The sequence below is a fragment of the Pseudomonas sp. H11T01 genome (assembly GCF_048515765.1).
In the GTDB taxonomy this organism is placed as follows: Bacteria; Pseudomonadota; Gammaproteobacteria; order Pseudomonadales; family Pseudomonadaceae; genus Aquipseudomonas.
Genome location: NZ_JBLYED010000028.1, coordinates 34,105 through 54,419 on the forward strand (window position 1 = coordinate 34,105; position 20,315 = coordinate 54,419).

17 protein-coding genes, 3 tRNA genes and 1 riboswitch are annotated in these 20,315 nt (G+C 58.9%); of the genes, 19 read left to right on the forward strand and 1 reads right to left on the reverse strand.

From position 1 onward, the window contains the following. Positions 1-45 precede the first annotated feature (45 nt). The 12 genes from ACN1C3_RS27390 (at position 46) to astE (ending at position 12,765) form a co-directional block, all read left to right on the forward strand. Positions 46-735 (forward strand): ABC transporter permease, encoded by a 690-nt coding sequence (locus ACN1C3_RS27390; protein ID WP_419118860.1) that lies wholly within the window; start codon positions 46-48, stop codon positions 733-735. Next, a complete protein-coding gene (locus tag ACN1C3_RS27395) occupies positions 732-1,430 on the forward strand; it encodes an ABC transporter permease (protein ID WP_419118861.1) in 699 nt (232 codons plus the stop codon). The genes ACN1C3_RS27390 and ACN1C3_RS27395 overlap by 4 nt, the downstream gene beginning before the upstream one ends. Before the next feature lie 2 nt (positions 1,431-1,432). Beyond that, a complete protein-coding gene (locus tag ACN1C3_RS27400) occupies positions 1,433-2,545 on the forward strand; it encodes a succinylglutamate desuccinylase/aspartoacylase family protein (protein WP_419118862.1) in 1,113 nt (370 codons plus the stop codon). 27 nt (positions 2,546-2,572) lie between these two features. Further along, complete coding sequence (locus tag ACN1C3_RS27405) at positions 2,573-3,337, forward strand: ABC transporter ATP-binding protein (RefSeq protein ID WP_419118863.1); 765 nt, start codon at positions 2,573-2,575, stop codon at positions 3,335-3,337. Between the two features lie 122 nt (positions 3,338-3,459). Then, positions 3,460-4,440 carry a transcriptional regulator ArgR gene (gene argR, locus ACN1C3_RS27410; protein ID WP_419118864.1) on the forward strand — a complete coding sequence of 327 codons (981 nt, stop codon included), beginning with the start codon at positions 3,460-3,462 and terminating at the stop codon, positions 4,438-4,440. Positions 4,441-4,816: 376 nt separating this feature from the next. Further along, entirely contained in the window at positions 4,817-6,037 is a 1,221-nt protein-coding gene (locus ACN1C3_RS27415) for an aspartate aminotransferase family protein (protein ID WP_419118865.1), read from the forward strand. 217 nt (positions 6,038-6,254) lie between these two features. Beyond that, the gene (gene aruF / locus ACN1C3_RS27420) at positions 6,255-7,274 is read left to right on the forward strand and encodes an arginine/ornithine succinyltransferase subunit alpha (RefSeq protein ID WP_419118866.1); all 1,020 of its coding nucleotides are present in this window, start codon (positions 6,255-6,257) and stop codon (positions 7,272-7,274) included. Between the two features lie 82 nt (positions 7,275-7,356). Continuing rightward, positions 7,357-8,391: an arginine N-succinyltransferase gene (gene astA / locus ACN1C3_RS27425; RefSeq protein WP_419118867.1), complete on the forward strand. Its 1,035-nt coding sequence runs from the start codon at positions 7,357-7,359 to the stop codon at positions 8,389-8,391. Further along, on the forward strand, positions 8,388-9,857 hold the full coding sequence (astD, locus tag ACN1C3_RS27430; RefSeq protein WP_419118895.1) for a succinylglutamate-semialdehyde dehydrogenase: 1,470 nt from the start codon (positions 8,388-8,390) through the stop codon (positions 9,855-9,857). The genes astA and astD overlap by 4 nt, the downstream gene beginning before the upstream one ends. A gap of 186 nt (positions 9,858-10,043) precedes the next feature. Then, positions 10,044-11,390 (forward strand): N-succinylarginine dihydrolase, encoded by a 1,347-nt coding sequence (gene astB / locus ACN1C3_RS27435; protein ID WP_419118868.1) that lies wholly within the window; start codon positions 10,044-10,046, stop codon positions 11,388-11,390. 64 nt (positions 11,391-11,454) lie between these two features. Continuing rightward, positions 11,455-11,742 carry a topoisomerase II gene (locus tag ACN1C3_RS27440; RefSeq protein WP_419118869.1) on the forward strand — a complete coding sequence of 96 codons (288 nt, stop codon included), beginning with the start codon at positions 11,455-11,457 and terminating at the stop codon, positions 11,740-11,742. A 12-nt stretch (positions 11,743-11,754) separates the two neighbouring features. Then, complete coding sequence (gene astE, locus ACN1C3_RS27445; protein ID WP_419118870.1) at positions 11,755-12,765, forward strand: succinylglutamate desuccinylase; 1,011 nt, start codon at positions 11,755-11,757, stop codon at positions 12,763-12,765. Positions 12,766-12,893: 128 nt separating this feature from the next. Here the strand turns inward: astE and ACN1C3_RS27450 are convergent, their stop codons facing one another. Next, positions 12,894-13,406 carry a 6,7-dimethyl-8-ribityllumazine synthase gene (locus ACN1C3_RS27450; protein WP_419118871.1) on the reverse strand — a complete coding sequence of 171 codons (513 nt, stop codon included), beginning with the start codon at positions 13,404-13,406 and terminating at the stop codon, positions 12,894-12,896. 122 nt (positions 13,407-13,528) lie between these two features. After that, a riboswitch (FMN riboswitch) is annotated at positions 13,529-13,700 on the reverse strand. A gap of 215 nt (positions 13,701-13,915) precedes the next feature. On the opposite strand from ACN1C3_RS27450, the gene ltaE reads away from it, so the two are divergent. The 7 genes from ltaE to ACN1C3_RS27485 all read left to right on the forward strand — a co-directional run bounded on the left by ltaE (position 13,916) and on the right by ACN1C3_RS27485 (position 19,881). Further along, entirely contained in the window at positions 13,916-14,920 is a 1,005-nt protein-coding gene (gene ltaE, locus ACN1C3_RS27455) for a low-specificity L-threonine aldolase (protein WP_419118872.1), read from the forward strand. 146 nt (positions 14,921-15,066) lie between these two features. Continuing rightward, the gene (alaS, locus tag ACN1C3_RS27460) at positions 15,067-17,685 is read left to right on the forward strand and encodes an alanine--tRNA ligase (protein ID WP_419118873.1); all 2,619 of its coding nucleotides are present in this window, start codon (positions 15,067-15,069) and stop codon (positions 17,683-17,685) included. Positions 17,686-17,778: 93 nt separating this feature from the next. Next, a complete protein-coding gene (locus ACN1C3_RS27465; RefSeq protein WP_419118874.1) occupies positions 17,779-19,020 on the forward strand; it encodes an aspartate kinase in 1,242 nt (413 codons plus the stop codon). A 185-nt stretch (positions 19,021-19,205) separates the two neighbouring features. Continuing rightward, a complete protein-coding gene (gene csrA, locus ACN1C3_RS27470; protein ID WP_002554426.1) occupies positions 19,206-19,394 on the forward strand; it encodes a carbon storage regulator CsrA in 189 nt (62 codons plus the stop codon). A 62-nt stretch (positions 19,395-19,456) separates the two neighbouring features. After that, positions 19,457-19,547, forward strand: a tRNA-Ser gene (locus ACN1C3_RS27475). 108 nt (positions 19,548-19,655) lie between these two features. Then, positions 19,656-19,732: transfer RNA gene (locus ACN1C3_RS27480), tRNA-Arg, on the forward strand. A 72-nt stretch (positions 19,733-19,804) separates the two neighbouring features. Further along, positions 19,805-19,881, forward strand: a tRNA-Arg gene (locus ACN1C3_RS27485). The last annotated feature ends 434 nt before the right edge of the window (positions 19,882-20,315 follow it).

Sequence of the window (20,315 nt, forward strand, 5' to 3'; positions counted from 1 at the left end):
GAGGTTTGCACCATTTTTTCATCCCAACTTTCGAGGACCTGAATCATGTTGAAAGGCTACGGGGCTGTCATCCTCGATGGCGCAGGGCTGACGCTTCAGCTCGCCTTGTCGTCCATGGCCTTGGCTATCGTTCTGGGTCTGATCGGGGTCGCATTGCGCCTGTCGCCGGTACGTTGGCTGGCCTGGCTGGGCGATCTGTATTCCACGGTGATCCGCGGGATTCCCGATCTGGTGCTGATCCTGCTGATTTTCTACGGCGGTCAGGATTTGCTCAACCGCGTTGCGCCGCTGCTCGGCTTCAACGATTACATTGACTTGAACCCGCTGGCCGCCGGTATCGGCACCCTGGGCTTCATCTTCGGTGCGTACCTGTCGGAAACCTTCCGTGGGGCCTTCATGGCGATTCCGAAGGGCCAGGCAGAAGCCGGCATGGCGTACGGCATGAACAGTTTTCAGGTGTTTTTCCGGGTGTTGGTGCCGCAGATGATTCGTCTGGCGATTCCGGGCTTCACCAATAACTGGCTGGTGTTGACCAAGGCTACCGCGCTGATTTCGGTGGTGGGTCTGCAAGACATGATGTTCAAGGCCAAGCAGGCGGCAGATGCCACCCGTGAGCCTTTCACCTTCTTCCTCGCAGTGGCGGCGATGTACCTGGTTATCACCAGTGTCTCGTTGCTGGCATTGCGTCACCTTGAGAAGCGCTACTCAGTAGGCGTAAGGGCGGCTGATCTATGATCTTCGACTACAACGTCATTTGGGAGGCTCTGCCGCTGTACTTCGGCGGCTTGCTGACCACCCTGAAATTGCTCGCGCTGTCGCTGCTGTTCGGTCTGCTGTGTGCCTTGCCGTTGGGCTTGATGCGCGTCTCCAAGCAGCCGGCCGTGAACATGGCTGCCTGGCTCTACACCTATGTGATCCGCGGCACGCCGATGCTGGTGCAGCTGTTTTTGATCTACTACGGTCTGGCGCAATTCGAAGCGGTGCGTGAGAGCTTCCTTTGGCCGTGGCTGTCGAGCGCGACGTTCTGCGCTTGCCTGGCGTTTGCCATCAACACCAGCGCTTACACCGCCGAAATCATCGCCGGTAGCCTGCGCGCTACACCTAACGGCGAGATCGAAGCGGCCAAGGCCATGGGCATGTCGCGCTACAAGTTGTATCGCCGCATCCTGCTGCCGTCGGCCCTGCGCCGGGCGCTGCCGCAGTACAGCAACGAAGTGATCATGATGCTGCAGACCACCAGCCTGGCGTCCATCGTGACCCTGATCGACATCACCGGTGCCGCGCGCACAGTGAACGCTCAGTACTACTTGCCGTTCGAAGCCTATATCACCGCAGGCGTGTTCTACCTGTGCATGACGTTTATTCTGGTGCGCCTGTTCAAAATGGCTGAGCACCGCTGGTTGGGCTACATGGCCCCGCGCAAGGCCTGATCATGGAACGTATCGATCATCCATTGCCGTGGAGCCCCTTGGGCTGCGAACGCCATGTATCGGTGTTCCGCTTCGGCAGCGGCGAGCGCAAAGCCTATATCCAGGCCAGCCTGCACGCTGATGAACTGCCGGGGATGCGCACTGCCTGGGAGCTGAAAAAGCGCCTGACTGAGCTGGAAGCGCAGGGCGCCTTGAACGGTGTGATCGAACTGGTGCCGGTGGCGAACCCGCTGGGCCTCGGTCAACTGCTGCAAGGCAGTCATCAAGGGCGTTTCGAGTTTGGCAGTGGCAAGAATTTCAACCGGGACTTTTTCGAGCTGAGCGAGCCGGTGGCCGCGCAACTGGAAGGGTGCCTGGGGGATGATCCTCACGCCAATATCAAGCTGATCCGTCTGGCCATGACTGATGCGCTGGCGGCACTGCCGCCAGCGGCCAGCCCGTTGCAAGGCATGCAGCGAGTGCTGCTGAGCCATGCTTGCACGGCGGATGTGGTGCTCGATCTGCATTGCGATGCCGAGGCCGCGCTGCACATGTACGCCTTGCCGCAACACTGGCCGCAATGGCGTTCGTTGGCTGCGCATTTGAATGTGCGCGTCGGGCTGTTGGCGGAAGAGTCCGGCGGCAACTCCTTTGACGAAGCCTGTTCGCTGCCGTGGCTGCGCTTGTCGCGGATGTTCCCGCAGGCACAGATTCCTCTGGCCTGCCTGGCGACCACCCTTGAATTGGGTGGTCAGGCCGATACCGGTCGCCCGCAAGCCGAGGCTCACGCCGAAGGCATTCTGGCATTCCTCGCCGAGCAAGGTTTGATTGCTGGTGAGTGGCCGGCCCCGCAGCAGGAAGCGTGCGAGGCGATGCCGTTCGAAGGCACTGAGTTGTTGCTCGCGCCGCATCCTGGCGTGGTGAGCTTTCTGCGCCCGGCCGGTAGCTGGGTCGAAGCGGGCGAGCCGATTTTTGAAGTGATTGATCCATTATCCGACCGGGTCAGCATCGTGTGTGCTGGCACGTCCGGCGTGTTGTTTGCCGTAGAACGGCTACGTTATGCCCAACCTGGTTTCTGGCTGGCCAAGGTGGCGGGGCGCGAAGCGCTGCGTCACGGGCGCTTGCTCAACGACTGACTGACTGTTTTTGTGAGAACCGACCGCATGTACAAACTTGAAGTCCAAGACCTGCATAAACGCTATGGCAGTCACGAAGTGCTCAAGGGTGTGTCCCTGGCAGCTCAAGCTGGCGATGTGATCAGCATCATCGGCTCCAGTGGCTCCGGCAAAAGTACTTTCCTGCGCTGCATCAACCTGCTCGAGCAGCCCCACGCGGGCAAGATTCTGCTCAACAACGAAGAGTTGAAGCTGGTACCGAACAAGGACGGCGCGCTGAAGGCTGCCGACCCGAAACAGCTGCAGCGCATGCGCTCGCGGCTGTCGATGGTATTCCAGCATTTCAATCTGTGGTCGCACATGACCGCGATGGAAAACATCATGGAAGCGCCGGTGCACGTACTCGGTATGTCCAAGGTAGAAGCCCGGGAAAAGGCTGAGCATTACCTGGCCAAGGTCGGCGTCTCCCATCGTAAGGATGCGTACCCGGGTCACATGTCCGGCGGCGAGCAGCAGCGCGTAGCGATTGCCCGTGCGCTGGCGATGGAGCCGGAAGTGATGTTGTTCGACGAACCGACGTCGGCACTCGACCCGGAACTGGTCGGCGACGTGCTCAAGGTGATGCAAGCCTTGGCTCAGGAAGGCCGGACCATGGTCGTGGTGACTCACGAAATGGGCTTCGCTCGCGAAGTGTCGAACCAGTTGGTGTTCCTGCACAAAGGTATCGTGGAAGAGTGCGGCAACCCGCGTGAAGTGCTGGTCAACCCGCAATCTGAACGTCTGCAGCAGTTTCTATCGGGCAGCTTGAAGTAATACCGTTTAACGCTCCCGTTACGCACCCAATTAGGTCATGCTGCGCACCGCGCGCCAGATGGTCTAATTTGGTTGCTGCCGCCTTCGGCTTTTAACACTGTTTTCGCTTCGGATTGCACGCCATGACTGCCCATCGAATTGGTTTCCTGATTTGGCCCAGCACTAAAGCCTTGACGCTGGCGCTGGCTGAGGAGGCCTTGCGTGTTGCTCAGCGCGTGCATCCGGATGTTGTTTACGAACTCTCGTTTCTGCAGGCCGAACTGCCGGCCGTTGGGGCCTGGCAATTGCCAGGCGAACCTTGGGCCGGCAAGCTCGAAGGCATTCAGAAACTGTTTTTGCTGGCGGATGAACCGCCGACAGCCATCGCGCCGGCGCTCAGCAGTGCGCTCAAGCAGCTGGTACGTGCAGGGTGTGTGATCGGCGGTTTGTCCGCAGGTGTTTACCCACTGGCGCAACTGGGCTTGCTCGATGGTTACCGCGCTGCGGTGCACTGGCGCTGGCAGGATGATTTCACCGAGCGCTACCCGAAAGTCATTGCCACCAGCCATCTGTTCGACTGGGATCGTGATCGCCTGACCGCGTGTGGCGGGATGTCGGTGCTTGATCTGTTACTGGCGGTGTTGGCCCGTGACCACGGCGCGGAACTGGCTGGCGCGGTCTCCGAAGAGTTAGTGGTTGAGCGCATTCGTGAAGGCGGCGAGCGTCAGCGCATTCCGTTGCAGAATCGTTTAGGCTCCAGCCATCCGAAGCTCACGCAAGCCGTGTTGCTGATGGAAGCGAACATCGAAGAGCCGCTGACCACCGACGAAATCGCCCAGCACGTGTGCGTATCCCGTCGGCAGCTTGAGCGGATCTTCAAGCAGTACCTCAACCGTGTGCCGAGCCAGTACTACCTGGAGCTGCGCCTGAACAAGGCCCGGCAAATGTTGATGCAGACCAGCAAGTCGATCATTCAGATCGGTTTGTCCTGCGGCTTCTCCTCGGGGCCGCACTTCTCCAGCGCCTACCGCAACTTCTTCGGCGCCACGCCACGGGAAGACCGCAACCAACGGCGTAGTAGTAGCCCGTTTGAATTGTCGTCGGTGCCTTCAGAGCGCGGCTGAGTCTCAAGATATATTGTGTCTTTGCTATCGCCATCGCGAGCAAGCCCGCTCCCACATTAGATCTGCCGTGGGCATCAGATTGATGCCTGAACGCGATTCAGTGTGGGAGCGGGCTTGCTCGCGATGAGGCCATCACTTGCGCCGCACCTCTCAACCGCTATGTAAATCAAATTCTTCAACCCTGCCGCTATCCCCCGCCAGCAGTTTAAACTGCGCCTTTGCGACGCTATTTGTCGCATTGCCATAAACCCGGGCAAAACCGGGTTTGGCGCTATAAGAAGTTGTCGCTTGGCGGCAAGGCCAAGCTGAAAACTGTCCTTACAATCCCCCCATCGCTTGCCAGTTTCAGGCAGGCGTTCCTCTTCAGGAGACTCCGATGTCCGTTGAGCATGCTCCGGTGCAACGCGCCGATTTCGACCAGGTAATGGTTCCCAACTACGCGCCTGCTGCTTTCATTCCTGTGCGCGGTGCCGGCTCCCGAGTCTGGGATCAGTCGGGTCGTGAGCTGATCGATTTCGGCGGCGGGATCGCGGTTAACGTATTGGGCCACGCACACCCTGCGCTGGTGGGTGCTTTGACCGAACAAGCGAACAAGCTGTGGCACGTGTCCAACGTGTTCACCAATGAGCCGGCCCTGCGCCTGGCCCATAAGCTGATCGACGCTACCTTTGCCGAGCGCGTGTTCCTCTGCAACTCCGGCGCCGAAGCCAACGAGGCCGCTTTCAAGCTGGCTCGTCGTGTTGCTCATGACCGTTTCGGTTCTGAAAAATACGAAATCATCGCCGCGCTGAACAGCTTCCACGGTCGCACGCTGTTCACTGTGAACGTGGGCGGTCAGTCCAAGTACTCCGACGGCTTCGGCCCGAAAATCGTTGGCATCACTCATGTGCCGTTCAACGATCTGGCAGCGCTGAAGGCCGCCATCTCCGACAAGACCTGCGCTGTGGTGCTGGAACCGGTTCAGGGCGAGGGCGGTGTATTGCCGGCCGAGTTGGCTTATCTGCAAGGCGCTCGCGAGCTGTGCAATGAGCACAACGCGCTGCTGGTGTTCGACGAAGTGCAAACCGGCATGGGCCGCAGCGGCGAGCTGTTTGCCTATATGCACTACGGCGTGACCCCGGACATCCTGACCAGCGCCAAGAGCCTGGGCGGCGGTTTCCCGATCGCGGCAATGCTGACCACCGAAGCGCTGGCCAAACACCTGGTGGTCGGTACTCACGGCACCACTTACGGCGGCAACCCATTGGCTTGCGCTGTGGCGGAAGCGGTGATTGACGTGATCAACACGCCAGAAGTGCTGAGCGGCGTCAAAGCCAAGCACGACAAATTCAAGACTCGTCTGGAGCAGATCGGCAAGCAATATGGCCTGTTCACTGAAGTTCGCGGTTTGGGTCTGTTGATCGGCTGCGTCCTGAGCGATGCCTGGAAAGGCAAGGCTAAAGACGTGTTCAACGCAGCTGAACGCGAAGGCTTGATGATCCTGCAGGCCGGCCCGGACGTGATTCGTTTCGCGCCAAGCCTGGTGGTTGAAGACGCTGAAATCGAGCAGGGCCTGGAGCGTTTCGAACGCGCCGTGGCGAAACTGACTCAAGCCTGATAGTTATTTCGACGCCTGACTTTCAGGCGTCGAACCCAATTTTTGTTTCGGGCCGGATCAATGTGGGAGCGAGCTTGCTCGCGATGAGGGCCTGACAGCCAACATCTTTGTTGTCTGACAGGACGCAATCGCGAGCAAGCTCGCTCCCACAGTCTCCTCAAGGTGCGGCTCGGGATATTTTCTTCTGTGAGTTTTTTCGAGAGTAAGGAGTGACACCATGCTGGTGATGCGCCCCGCGCAAATGGCTGATCTGGGCGAGGTACAGCGTCTGGCTGCGGACAGCCCGATTGGTGTCACCTCCTTGCCGGATGATGTCGAACGCCTGAGCGACAAGATCGCCGCGTCCGAAGCCTCGTTCGCTGCCGAAGTCAGCTTCAACGGTGAAGAGAGCTACTTCTTCGTTCTCGAAGACACGGCCACCGGCAAACTGGTCGGTTGCTCAGCGATCGTGGCTTCGGCCGGTTACTCCGAGCCGTTCTACAGCTTCCGTAATGAAACCTTCGTTCACGCCTCCCGTGAGCTGAAGATTCATAACAAGATCCACGTGCTTTCCCAGTGCCATGATTTGACTGGCAACAGCCTGCTGACCAGCTTCTATGTGGTCCCGGAGCTGGTGGGTTCGGCGTGGTCGGAACTCAATTCCCGTGGTCGTCTACTGTTCGTCGCCAGCCACCCGGAGCGTTTCGCTGATTCGGTAGTGACCGAGATCGTCGGTTACAGCGACGAGAATGGCGATTCGCCGTTCTGGGACGCCATCGGCCGTAACTTCTTCGACCTTAACTATGCTGCCGCCGAGCGTCTGTGCGGGCTGAAAAGCCGGACGTTCCTCGCAGAACTGATGCCGCATTACCCGATCTATGTGCCGCTGCTGCCGGACTCCGCCCAAGAGGCGATGGGTCAGGTGCATCCGCGGGCGCAGATCACTTTCGACATTCTGATGCGCGAAGGCTTCGAAACGGATCACTACATCGACATCTTCGACGGTGGCCCGACCTTGCACGCCCGTGTTTCGGGGATCCGTTCGATCGCTCAGAGCCGTGTGGTCCCGGTGAAAATCGGCGAACCGGTCAAAGGCGCCGGTCGTCAATACCTGGTGGCCAACGCCCAGTTGCAGGATTACCGCGCGGTATTGCTCGAGCTTGACTACGCGCCGGGCAAGCCCGTGACCCTGGATCTTGACGCGGCCGAAGCCCTGGGCGTCGGCGAAGGTGCCAGCGTGCGCCTGGTGGCGGTTTAAAGCCTGCTGCCATGTCTATAAAGAGTGCCTAGAAAGCAGTGAGTTTCACGGGTGGCGCAAGCGGCCCGTTTGAGGAGATAGCATGATCGTTCGTCCCGTACGCAGCAGCGATTTACCCGCTCTGATTGAACTTGCCCGCAGCACTGGCACCGGCCTGACCACCTTGCCGGCCAACGAAGAGCGCCTGGCGCATCGGGTCGGTTGGGCGGAAAAGACTTTTCGCGGTGAAGCCGAGCGCGGTGATGCGGACTATTTGTTCGTGCTTGAAGACGACAACGGTCGCGTCGTGGGCATTTCCGCGATTGCCGGCGCAGTTGGCCTGCGTGAGCCCTGGTACAACTTCCGGGTCGGTCTGACCGTCAGCGCTTCCCAAGAGCTGAACATCTACCGCGAGATCCCGACGCTGTTCCTGGCCAATGACCTGACCGGCAACTCCGAGCTGTGCTCGTTGTTCCTGCATGCCGATTACCGCAGTGGCCTCAACGGCCGCATGCTGGCCAAGGCGCGGATGCTGTTCATTGCTGAATTCCCGCAACTGTTCGGCAACAAGATCATCGCCGAAATGCGCGGCATGTCCGACGAAGCCGGGCGTTCGCCGTTCTGGGAAAGCCTGGGTCGGCACTTCTTCAAAATGGAATTCAGCCAGGCTGATTACCTGACCGGCGTGGGCAATAAGGCGTTCATCGCCGAGCTGATGCCGAAGTTCCCGTTGTACACCTGCTTCCTCTCTGAGGACGCACGCAATGTGATCGGCAAGGTTCACCCTGACACCGAACCGGCGCTGGCGATGCTCAAAAGCGAAGGCTTCAGCTATCAAGGCTACGTCGATATTTTCGACGCCGGCCCGGCAGTGGAGTGCGAAACCGGCAAGATCCGCGCAGTGCGCGACAGTCAGGCGCTGGTGCTGGCCATTGGCACCCCAGGTGACGACGCTACGCCATTCCTGATTCACAACCGCAAGCGCGAAGACTGCCGGATCACTGCCGCTCCAGCACGTTCCGCCGCGGGCACTCTGGTGGTCGATCAACTGACCGCCAAACGCCTTAAACTCAATGCCGGCGATCAGGTACGTGCTGTGCCGTTGTCGGCCCAGCCAGTTTCTCGGGAGTCGAAATAATGAGCACGCTTTATATCGCAGGTGAATGGCTGGAAGGCCAGGGCGAAGCCTTCGAATCGCTGAACCCGGTGACCCAGCAAGTGGTGTGGTCCGGTAACGGCGCTAACGTCGCGCAAGTCGAATCTGCCGTGCAGGCTGCTCGTCAGGCGTTTCCTGCCTGGGCCAAACGTTCGCTGGAAGATCGCATCAGTGTGCTGGAAGCCTTCGCTGCGAGCCTGAAAAGCCACGCCGACGAACTGGCCCGCTGCATCGGCGAAGAAACCGGCAAGCCGCTGTGGGAATCAGCCACCGAAGTCACCAGCATGATCAACAAGATCGCCATCTCGGTGCAAAGCTACCGCGAGCGTACCGGCGAGAAGAGCGGCCCATTGGGCGACGCCACCGCCGTATTGCGCCACAAGCCACACGGTGTAGTGGCGGTGTTCGGCCCGTACAACTTCCCGGGCCACTTGCCTAATGGTCATATCGTTCCGGCGTTGCTGGCCGGTAACAGTGTGTTGTTCAAACCCAGCGAGCTGACCCCGAAAGTCGCCGAGCTGACGGTCAAGTGCTGGATCGAAGCCGGTTTGCCGGCTGGCGTCCTGAACCTGCTGCAAGGCGCTCGCGAAACCGGGATCGCTCTGGCGGCCAATCCGGGCATCGACGGTTTGTTCTTCACCGGCTCCAGCCGCACCGGCAACCATTTGCATCAACAGTTTTCCGGTCGCCCGGACAAGATCCTGGCGCTGGAAATGGGTGGCAACAACCCGCTGGTGGTCGATCAGGTTGCTGACCTCGACGCCGCGGTTTACACCATTATTCAGTCGGCCTTTATTTCTGCCGGTCAGCGTTGCACCTGTGCTCGCCGCTTGCTGGTACCGCAAGGCGCCTGGGGCGACACACTGCTGGAGCGTCTGGTGGCGGTCAGCTCGACGATTGAAGTCGGTGCGTTCGACCAGCAACCAGCGCCGTTCATGGGCTCGGTGATTTCCCTCGGCGCCGCCCGTGCGTTGATGGATGCTCAGGAGCACTTGCTCGGTAACGGCGCGGTGGCGCTGTTGGAAATGACCCAGCCGCAGGCCCAGGCCGCGTTGCTGACCCCCGGTATTCTCGACGTGACCGCCGTCAGCGATCGCCCGGACGAAGAACTGTTCGGTCCATTGCTGCAAGTGATCCGCTACGCGGATTTTGAGGCGGCGATCGCTGAAGCCAACGATACTCAATACGGTTTGGCGGCTGGTTTGCTGTCGGATTCCGAGGCGCGCTATCAGCAGTTCTGGCTGGAAAGCCGTGCGGGTATCGTCAACTGGAACAAGCAGTTGACCGGTGCTGCGAGCAGCGCGCCATTCGGTGGCGTGGGCGCCTCGGGCAACCATCGCGCCAGTGCCTATTACGCGGCCGATTACTGCGCGTACCCGGTGGCTTCGCTGGAAACACCGAGCCTGACGTTGCCGACCGCGCTGACGCCGGGCGTACGCATGTCGTAAGACCGCCATCGCGAGCAAGCTCGCTCCCACAGGGGTTTTGCATCGTCCTTGTGGGAGCGGGCTTGCCAATCCCACAGGTGCAGCGCAGCTCTTGTGGGAGCGGGCTTGCTCGCGATGGCCGCGACTCGGTCGCACTGAACAGTTAGTTACTGATGCCTATAACAACAGATTCGTGGAGCCTCGCTGATGAAATCCTATGAAGTCAATTTTGACGGTCTAGTGGGGCCGACCCATAACTACGGCGGCCTGTCCTACGGCAACGTCGCGTCCCAGAGCAATAGCCAGCAGTCCTCCAATCCCAAGGAAGCGGCGCTGCAAGGCCTGGCGAAAATGAAAGCGCTGATGGAAATGGGCTTTCAACAAGGCGTCCTGGCTCCGCAAGAACGCCCGGATGTGGCGGCACTGCGTAACCTGGGTTTCAGCGGCAGCGATGCTCAAGTGATCGAGCAAGCGGCCAAGCAGGCGATGCCGTTGCTGGTCGCCAGCTGCTCGGCCTCGAGCATGTGGGTGGCCAACGCCGCCACAGTCAGCCCAAGCGCCGACACCGCTGACGGTCGCGTGCATTTCACCGCCGCCAACCTCAACTGCAAATACCACCGCAGCATTGAGCACCCGACCACCAGCCGTGTTCTGGGGGCGATGTTCGCTGACCAGAAGCACTTCGCCCACCACGCCGCACTGCCGGCAGTGGCACAGTTCGGTGACGAAGGCGCGGCCAACCACACACGCTTTTGCCGTGAATACGGCGAGGCCGGTGTCGAGTTCTTCGTGTTCGGTCGCAGCGCGTTCGATACCCGTTACCCGGCACCGCAAAAGTACCCGGCGCGCCAGACGCTTGAAGCTTCGCAAGCGGTCGCACGCCTGCACGGCTTGAGCGATGACGGTGTGGTCTACGCTCAGCAGAATCCATCGGTGATCGATCAGGGCGTGTTCCATAACGACGTGATCGCGGTGGGCAACGGCGAGGCGCTGTTCTATCACGAGGACGCGTTCCTCGACACCGAGCAGATGCTGGCTGAATTGCAGGGCAAGCTGGCCAGGCGCGGCGGTAATTTCAAAGCGATCTGTGTGCCGCGTTCCCAGGTGTCGGTAGAAGACGCTGTGCGTTCCTACCTGTTCAACAGCCAGCTGCTGTCGCGCGCCGACGGCTCAATGCTGTTGATCGTGCCGCAAGAGTGCCAGAACAACGACCGCGTCTGGCAATACCTGCAAGGGCTGACCAGCTCGGGTGGTCTGATCCGCGAAGTAAAAGTCTTCGACCTCAAGCAAAGTATGCAGAACGGTGGTGGCCCGGCGTGCCTGCGTCTTCGTGTCGCGCTGAATGAAACCGAGCTGGCGGCGGTCAACCCAGGGGTTATCATGACCGCGCCGTTGTACGACACGCTGACCCAATGGGTCGACAAGCACTACCGCGACCGCTTGAGCGAAACCGATCTGGCGGACCCGCAATTGTTGCTTGAGTGCCGGACGGCACTGGATGAACTGACACAAATCCTTAAACTGGGCGCGGTTTATCCATTCCAGATCAATTGAAAGCCACGCGTGCGGTTCAAGCAGAGCCGGGCGCGTAGCTTTATTTCCAGATGAGAGCGTAATAATGAGCGATACCCTGCAGCTGATCCTTGAAGACACCGACGGCACTCAGCTGGAAACTTCCTGCACCCGCGTTGCGGTGATGTGGCAAGGCAAGGAATTGTGGATTCAGCACGATGGCCGCGGCCAGTTGCTGATCGGCGTGGATGTTGAAGAAGGCGACGCCGAATACGCGAACATACTGTTGCGCCCATTGGCGACTAATCTGGTAAGTCTGCAACTGGAAATGGAACCGGCTGAAGTCGGTGACGAAGACCACGTGCACGGCCCTGATTGCGCGCACGACCACTAAGGAAATTGCTCTATGCTCGCCCTCGGCAAACTGCTTGAACTGACCCTCGCCGGCCGCGAACCGGCGGAGAAGACTCAACTGACTGTCGAAGGCGTGCGGATGCGCTGGCTGAGCGAAGGAGCGCTGGAAGTCCGGCCCCCCGAGGCTCGCGATAATGGCATGGACGTGCTGTTGTCAGCCGGCATCCACGGTAACGAGACGGCACCGATCGAGCTACTTGATCGTCTGTTGCATGACATCGCCCGTGGTGAGTTGAAGCCACGCGCACGCATTCTGTTCCTGTTCGGCAACCCCGAGGCCATGCGCCACGGCGAGCGTTATATCGAGCAGGACGTCAACCGGCTGTTCAACGGCCGTCACGAACTGACGAGTGGTTCGGAAGCCCTGCGCGCTTGCGAGTTGGAGCGCCTGGCAGCGAGCTTCTTCAGCCTGCCGGATCGCAGCCGCTTGCACTACGACCTGCACACCGCGATTCGCGGCTCGAAGATCGAACAGTTCGCGCTGTATCCCTGGAAGGAAGGTCGTCAGCATTCACGCCAGGAATTGGTCCGTTTGCGCGCCGCCGGTATGGAAGCGGTGCTGTTGCAGAACAAGCCTTCCATCGTTTTCAGCTCTTACACCTATGACAAACTTGGCGCCGAGTCCTTCACCCTTGAGTTGGGCAAAGCCCGGCCGTTTGGGCAGAACCAAGGGGTTAACGTCGAACGCCTGGAAAATCGCCTGAAGCAGATCATCGAAGGCACCGAGCCGTCGCTGGCTGACGAAGGGTTGGACGGTCTGCAGCTGTTCAGCGTGGCGCGGGAAATCATCAAGCACAGCGATACGTTCCACCTGCATTTGCCGACGGATGTCGAGAACTTCTCGGAGCTGAAAGTGGGTTATCTGTTGGCCGAAGACATCGCCCAGACACGCTGGATCGTCGAAGAAGAGGGCGCGCGGATCATTTTCCCTAACCCGAAGGTGAAGAATGGCTTGCGGGCAGGGATTCTGATCGTGCCAACCACAGGCGAAAACCTGGCTTAACCGGGTTTCGCTGCTGACGAAAATCTAATGTGGGAGCGGGCTTGCTCGCGATAGCGGTTTAACATTCAACAATGATGTTGACTGTCAGTCCGTTATCGCGAGCAAGCCCGCTCCCACAGGTCTTGTGTTTAAACCGCTACTGCCCGTTGTTGCTCATGACGGCGCAATACACGGGTCTTGTGCAAGGTATCGGCACACGTCTTCGCCGCTTCCTGACCTTTATGCACGAAGTGTTCGAAGAAGAACTTCTGATGCTCTTCGCCCGCATGGAAGTGATGTGGGGTCAGTACGACCGAGAACACCGGCACTTCCGTTTCCAGCTGAACCTGCATCAGGCCGCTGATCACCGACTGGGCGACGAACTCATGGCGGTAGATTCCGCCGTCCACCACCAGCCCGGCAGCGACGATGCCGGCGTAACGGCCAGACTTGGCCAGCAGCTTGGCGTGCAGCGGGATTTCAAAGGCGCCGCCGACTTCAAAGAAATCGATATCACTTTCCTGATAGCCCTGGATGAGCATTTCGGCGACGAAGCCTTTACGGCTCTGATCGACAATGTCCTTGTGCCAGCAGGCCTGAATAAACGCGACGCGCTCGCCGTGGTGGCTTTTGCTTTTGCTATCGATTGCGGTGGGTTGCATCTGTTCTGACTCCTGTTTGTGTGAAAAACAGGGCGTTATGAATCGAAGGGGATTTAAGGGTACGTTCCGGTCAATCCTGCAGTGACATGCACGAAAGCCTTGAGACGGCCCTTTGGCGCCAATCCCGTTCTCTCTTCATCCGGACTATGACCGTCGGCCCCGGGATCACACCGGGTCTGCTGACCTTGCCGACGCACACTGCCCAAGCTGTTCGTGTCACCAAGCGCTCGCGGGCTATGCGCATTGCGCGCAATTACCGCCGGTGGGGAGTTACACCCCGCCCTGAGAACGTTGCCACCAGGATTTCTGGCAGCGGTGAGTTTTTAACATATATTTCTGAACAGTGCATCGCTGCTTTCTGATGATATGAATCGAATTTTCCGTTGGCTTGATCAGGCTTTTCTTACCTGGAGTCTTGATTATCGAGTGCGATGACCGCAGTAATCGAGTTCGAAAGGGATTTTCCCATTTAGCGGCGACGTTCGCGTCCCATTGCCGAGGCCTGTTACATGAGAGTTATCGATCTTCGTAGCGACACAGTGACCCAACCGACTGCCGGGATGCTCCACGCAATGGCAACGGCCGCCACCGGTGATGACGTGTACGGCGAAGATCCCACGGTGAACCGGCTTGAAACCGAGCTGGCCAGGCGTCTGGGCTTTGCTCAAGCGCTGTTCGTACCCACTGGCACCATGAGCAACCTGCTGGGGCTGATGGCCCATTGTGAGCGCGGCGACGAATATATCGTCGGCCAGCAGGCACACACTTATAAGTACGAAGGTGGCGGGGCGGCCGTGCTGGGTTCGATCCAGCCGCAGCCGCTGGAGGTCCAGGCTGATGGCTCGCTGGACCTGACGCAGGTGGCTGCTGCGATCAAGCCGGACGACTTCCATTTCGCCCGCACGCGCTTGTTGGCCCTGGAAAACACCATGCAAGGCAAGGTCCTGCCATTGGAGTATCTGGCCCGAGCGCGCAGTTTTACCCAGGAGCATGGTCTTGCACTGCACCTGGATGGCGCGCGGTTGTACAACGCTGCGGTCAAGCTGGGCGTCGACGCGCGGGAGATCACTCAGCATTTCGATTCGGTGTCGGTCTGCCTGTCCAAAGGCCTCGGCGCGCCGATTGGCTCGGTGCTGTGCGGCACGTCCGAGTTGATTGGCAAGGCGCGGCGCCTGCGCAAGATGGTCGGTGGCGGCATGCGTCAGGCCGGTATTCTCGCTGCGGCGGGGCTGTATGCGCTGGACCATCAGGTCCCGCGCTTGGCCGATGACCATGCCAACGCTCAGTTGCTGGCTGAAGGCTTACGCAAGGCGGGTTACACGGTTGAACCGGTGCAGACCAATATGGTTTATGTTCAACTCGGTGACAAAGCAGAAGCGCTGAAAGCCTTCGCCGGTGAGCGCGGGATCAAACTCAGTGCGGCCCCGCGGTTGCGGATGGTCACCCATCTGGACGTCAGTCGGGCGCAGATTGAGCAGGTTGTAGCGACTTTCATCGCTTTTTCTCGCAACTGATGGTGTTGGCCGTCCAATTGACTGTCTGTATCGTACAAACACACTGTACCTAGTCACTAACGCCGATATAATGCGGCCCTTTGCCGTCGCTCCGTCTATTGACGTTTTGCACAGGCCTTTGGCCGCAGTCTCCGTGGAAGAACCTAATGAAAAGCGCAGAAATCCGTGAAGCCTTCCTTCGCTTCTTCGAAGAGCAAGGCCACACCCGTGTAGCCTCCAGCTCTTTGATTCCGGGCAACGACCCAACCCTGCTGTTCACTAACGCGGGGATGAACCAGTTCAAGGACTGCTTTCTGGGCCAGGAAAAGCGCGCCTATACCCGCGCCGTCAGCAGCCAGAAGTGCGTACGCGCTGGCGGCAAGCACAACGACCTGGAAAACGTCGGCTATACCGCTCGTCACCACACGTTCTTTGAAATGCTGGGTAACTTCAGCTTCGGTGATTATTTCAAGCGTGACGCGATCACCTTCGCCTGGACCTTCCTGACCTCTGTCCTGGCCTTGCCCAAGGACAAGCTCTGGGTCACGGTCTACGCCAGCGATGACGAAGCCTATGACATCTGGACCAAGGAAGTCGGGGTTCCGGCTGAACGTATGGTCCGCATTGGCGACAACAAAGGCGCGCCGTACGCGTCCGACAACTTCTGGACCATGGGCGACACCGGCCCGTGCGGTCCTTGCACCGAGATTTTCTACGATCACGGCGCCGACATCTGGGGTGGCCCACCGGGCTCGCCGGAAGAAGACGGCGACCGTTACATCGAAATCTGGAACAACGTGTTCATGCAGTTCAACCGCACGGCTGATGGCGTGCTGCATCCGCTGCCAGCGCCTTCGGTCGATACCGGTATGGGCCTGGAGCGGATCAGTGCCGTTCTGCAGCACGTTCACTCGAACTATGAAATCGATCTGTTCCAGAGCCTGCTGAGCGCTTCAGCCAAGGCCATCGGTTGCACCAATGACAGCCAGGCTTCGCTGAAAGTGGTCGCCGACCACATTCGTTCCTGCGGTTTCCTGATCGCTGACGGCGTGCTGCCGTCCAACGAAGGTCGCGGCTATGTGCTGCGCCGGATCATCCGTCGCGCTTGCCGTCACGGCAACAAGCTGGGCGCCAAGGGCAGCTTCTTCTATCAGATCGTTGCCGCGCTGGTCGCCGAGATGGGCGATGCTTTCCCTGAACTGACACAGGGTCAGGCGCACATCGAGCGCGTCCTGAAAGCCGAGGAAGAGCAGTTCGCCAAGACCCTGGAACAGGGTCTGAAGATTCTCGAGCAGGATCTGGCCGAGCTCAAAGGCAACGTGGTTCCGGGCGACGTAGTGTTCAAGTTGTACGACACCTACGGCTTCCCGATGGACCTGACCGGCGACATCGCCCGTGAGCGCAGCCTGACGATCGACGAAGAAGGTTTCGAGCGCGAGATGGAAGCCCAGCGCGTGCGCGCGCGTTCCGCCAGCTCGTTCGGCATGGACTACAACAGCCTGGTCAAGGTTGATGTGGCCACCGAGTTCACCGGCTACGAAGCCACCAGCGGTTCGGCCAAAGTGGTTGCTCTCTATAAAGACGGGCAATCGGTCGACGTGCTGAGCGAAGGCGAAGAGGGCGTTGTGGTTCTTGACCAGACCCCGTTCTACGCTGAGTCGGGCGGCCAGATTGGTGATTGCGGTTATTTACAGGCAGGTCTTGCGCGCTTTGACGTGCGCGACACCACCAAAACCGGTGGCGCGTTCCTGCATCACGGCGTACTGGCTTCCGGCAGCTTGATTGTCGGTGCACCGGTTGAGGCTCAGGTTGAGGCCGACGTGCGTCACGCCACTTCGCTGAACCACTCCGCGACTCACTTGCTTCACGCCGCGCTGCGCCAGGTATTGGGCGAGCACGTGCAGCAGAAGGGGTCGCTGGTCGACAGTCAGCGCCTGCGCTTTGACTTCAGCCACTTCGAAGCGATCAAGCCAGAGCAACTGAAAGCCCTGGAAGACATCGTCAACCGCGAAGTGCGTAACAACACCGAAGTTGAAACCGAAGAAACCGATATCGAAACCGCCAAGCAGAAAGGCGCCATGGCGCTGTTTGGCGAGAAATACGGCGACAGCGTGCGCGTGCTGAGCATGGGCGGTGATTTCTCCGTCGAGCTGTGCGGCGGTATCCATGCCAATCGCACTGGCGACATCGGCCTGCTGAAAATCATCAGCGAAGGCGGTGTGGCGTCTGGCGTTCGTCGTATTGAAGCGGTCACCGGTGCTGCGGCGCTGGCGTATCTGAACGCCGCTGATGAACAACTCAAGGAAGCCGCGAGCCTGGTCAAAGGCAGTCGCGACAACCTGATCGACAAACTGCTGGCTGTGCTTGAGCGCAACCGTCTGCTGGAGAAACAACTCGAGCAGCTGCAAGCCAAGGCCGCCAGCGCAGCCGGTGATGATCTGTCGGCGCAGGCATTGGACGTCAAAGGTGTGAAAGTGCTGGCCGTGCGTCTGGACGGTCAGGACGGCAAGGCGCTGTTGGCCTTGGTCGATCAATTGAAGAACAAACTCGGCCGCGCAGTGATCCTGCTCGGCAGTGTCCATGAGGAAAAGGTCGTACTGGTTGCAGGCGTGACCAAAGACCTGACTGGCCAACTCAAAGCCGGTGATTTGATGAAGCAAGCCGCTGCGGCAGTGGGCGGGAAGGGCGGTGGTCGTCCGGACATGGCGCAAGGCGGCGGTATCGACGCTGGCGCGCTGGATGCAGCACTGGCCCTGACCGTGCCGTTTGTAGAGCAGGGTATCTAAGGCTCCGTGCCGGGCCCGTCGTCTAGTGGCGGGTTCTGGAGCTGCAGTTTGAATGTTTAATGGGTGCCCTTCATGGGCTGAGGCGGCTTTGAAATGGCTTTGATCGTACAGAAGTTTGGAGGCACCTCGGTCGGCACTGTCGAGAGAATCGAGCAGGTCGCTGACAAGGTTAAGAAATTCCGCGAAGCCGGTGATGACCTGGTGGTTGTGCTGTCCGCGATGAGTGGCGAAACCAACCGCCTGATCGATCTGGCCAGGCAAATCAGTGGCGACAATCAACCGGTTCCCCGCGAGCTGGATGTGATTGTCTCTACCGGTGAGCAAGTGACGATCGCGCTGCTGGCGATGGCGCTGATCAAGCGTGGCGTGCCGGCGGTTTCGTATACCGGTAATCAGGTGCGGATTCTGACCGATAGCGCGCACAATAAAGCGCGTATCTTGCAGATTGATGACCAGAAGATCCGTGGTGATCTGAAGGCCGGCCGTGTGGTTGTAGTCGCCGGTTTCCAGGGCGTCGACGAGCACGGCAACATCACGACCCTGGGTCGTGGTGGTTCCGATACCACTGGCGTGGCGCTGGCTGCGGCCTTGAAGGCTGACGAGTGCCAGATCTACACCGATGTGGACGGTGTCTACACCACTGATCCGCGTGTCGTGTCTGCGGCTCAACGCCTGGACAAGATTACCTTCGAAGAGATGCTGGAAATGGCCAGCCTCGGTTCCAAGGTGTTGCAGATCCGTGCGGTCGAGTTTGCCGGCAAGTACAACGTTCCGCTGCGCGTCCTGCACAGCTTTAAGGAGGGTCCGGGTACCCTCATTACTATTGATGAAGAGGAATCCATGGAACAGCCGATCATTTCCGGCATCGCTTTTAACCGCGATGAAGCCAAGCTGACCATCCGTGGTGTGCCAGACACTCCGGGCGTGGCCTTCAAGATTCTCGGCCCGATCAGCGCCGCGAACATCGAAGTCGACATGATCGTGCAGAACGTGGCGCACGATAACACCACCGACTTCACCTTCACGGTTCACCGCAATGATTACCAGGCTGCTCAGACGGTCCTGGAAAACACCGCGCAGGAAATCGGTGCACGTGAAGTGGTAGGCGATACCAAAATTGCCAAGGTGTCGATTGTCGGTGTGGGCATGCGTTCTCACGCAGGCGTTGCCAGCCGCATGTTCGAAGCGCTGGCTAAAGAGAGCATCAACATCCAGATGATCTCGACGTCGGAAATCAAGGTTTCGGTCGTCATCGAAGAGAAGTACCTGGAACTGGCTGTGCGCGCTCTGCACACAGCTTTCGAGCTGGACGCACCGGCCCGAACGGGCGAGTGATGCGTTGTCTGAGGGGCGCGGTTATCCGCGCCCTTCGTTTTTTTGATAGGTGCGACTGAAAACTGTTCTTTTGCTCGCGCTAGTCAATACTTAGGCATGTAGGGCTGCGACCGCTTTGGTTGTGGGTCGAGTGCCTTTTTTTTGCAGACTGTTGTCCCTGAAATGAAATGCGTGAGGAGAAAGGTATGCTGATTCTGACTCGTCGGTGCGCAGAAAGCCTGATTATTGGTGATGGCGAAATCACTGTGACCGTGCTCGGCGTCAAAGGAAATCAAGTGCGCATTGGTGTCAACGCCCCGAAAGAGGTGGCTGTTCACCGTGAGGAAATTTACCTGCGTATAAAGAAAGAGAAGGACGAAGAACCAAGCCATTAATTTTTATCGTTTTTTATGTTTGCAAACGGGGAAAAGGTTGGTTAAGATACGCCCCGTGTTGCGGAGAGGTGGCCGAGTGGCCGAAGGCGCTCCCCTGCTAAGGGAGTACACCTCAAAAGGGTGTCGGGGGTTCGAATCCCCCCTTCTCCGCCATTATTTATTTAGTACGTTGTAATCTGGCTTCTTCGGTAAGTTGTTGAAATTACTAGAAAAAAGCGCTTTACAAAAAGATTCAACGGACTATAATGCGCGGCAACAAATGCACTCGTAGCTCAGCTGGATAGAGTACTCGGCTACGAACCGAGCGGTCACAGGTTCGAATCCTGTCGAGTGCACCATTTAAGGGTTGTTTGCAGTAATGTGAGCAACTTGCTTCAACCAGTTGTGATCTGGTTTATCAAACACAAAATGCACTCGTAGCTCAGCTGGATAGAGTACTCGGCTACGAACCGAGCGGTCACAGGTTCGAATCCTGTCGAGTGCACCAAACATGAAAAACGCCCCAAGCTTAACGGCTCGGGGCGTTTTTTTATGTGTGCGTTTTATGGAAGGGTTTGGCGCTGTCGTGTAGTTCTTCGATGGGCCCCGGTGGAAGTGATGGCGACGATGCGCCAGCCACGCAAAGCACAGCCACCCTGTTGGTCGTGCAAGCCGAACCCACACCTCTCCAGATGCATCTGTGGTGCGCTACAGCAGTCTCGCAAGCTTCCCTGCGTAACTTAGGCGTAGTACGTCAGCAAGGGCTCTCAGCGTTCGTGGGGGCGCAACGCGCTCGACGGTGAACCCGGTCAATACTTCAGGTTTTCCGAGCGGTTATCCGTCCACCTCCAAAACAATTTCAAAATCCTGTGCAACAGGCAAAAAAAATCCGGAATCTTTATCAGATTCCGGATTTTTTGTTGGTCAGGGATTGGTCCACAA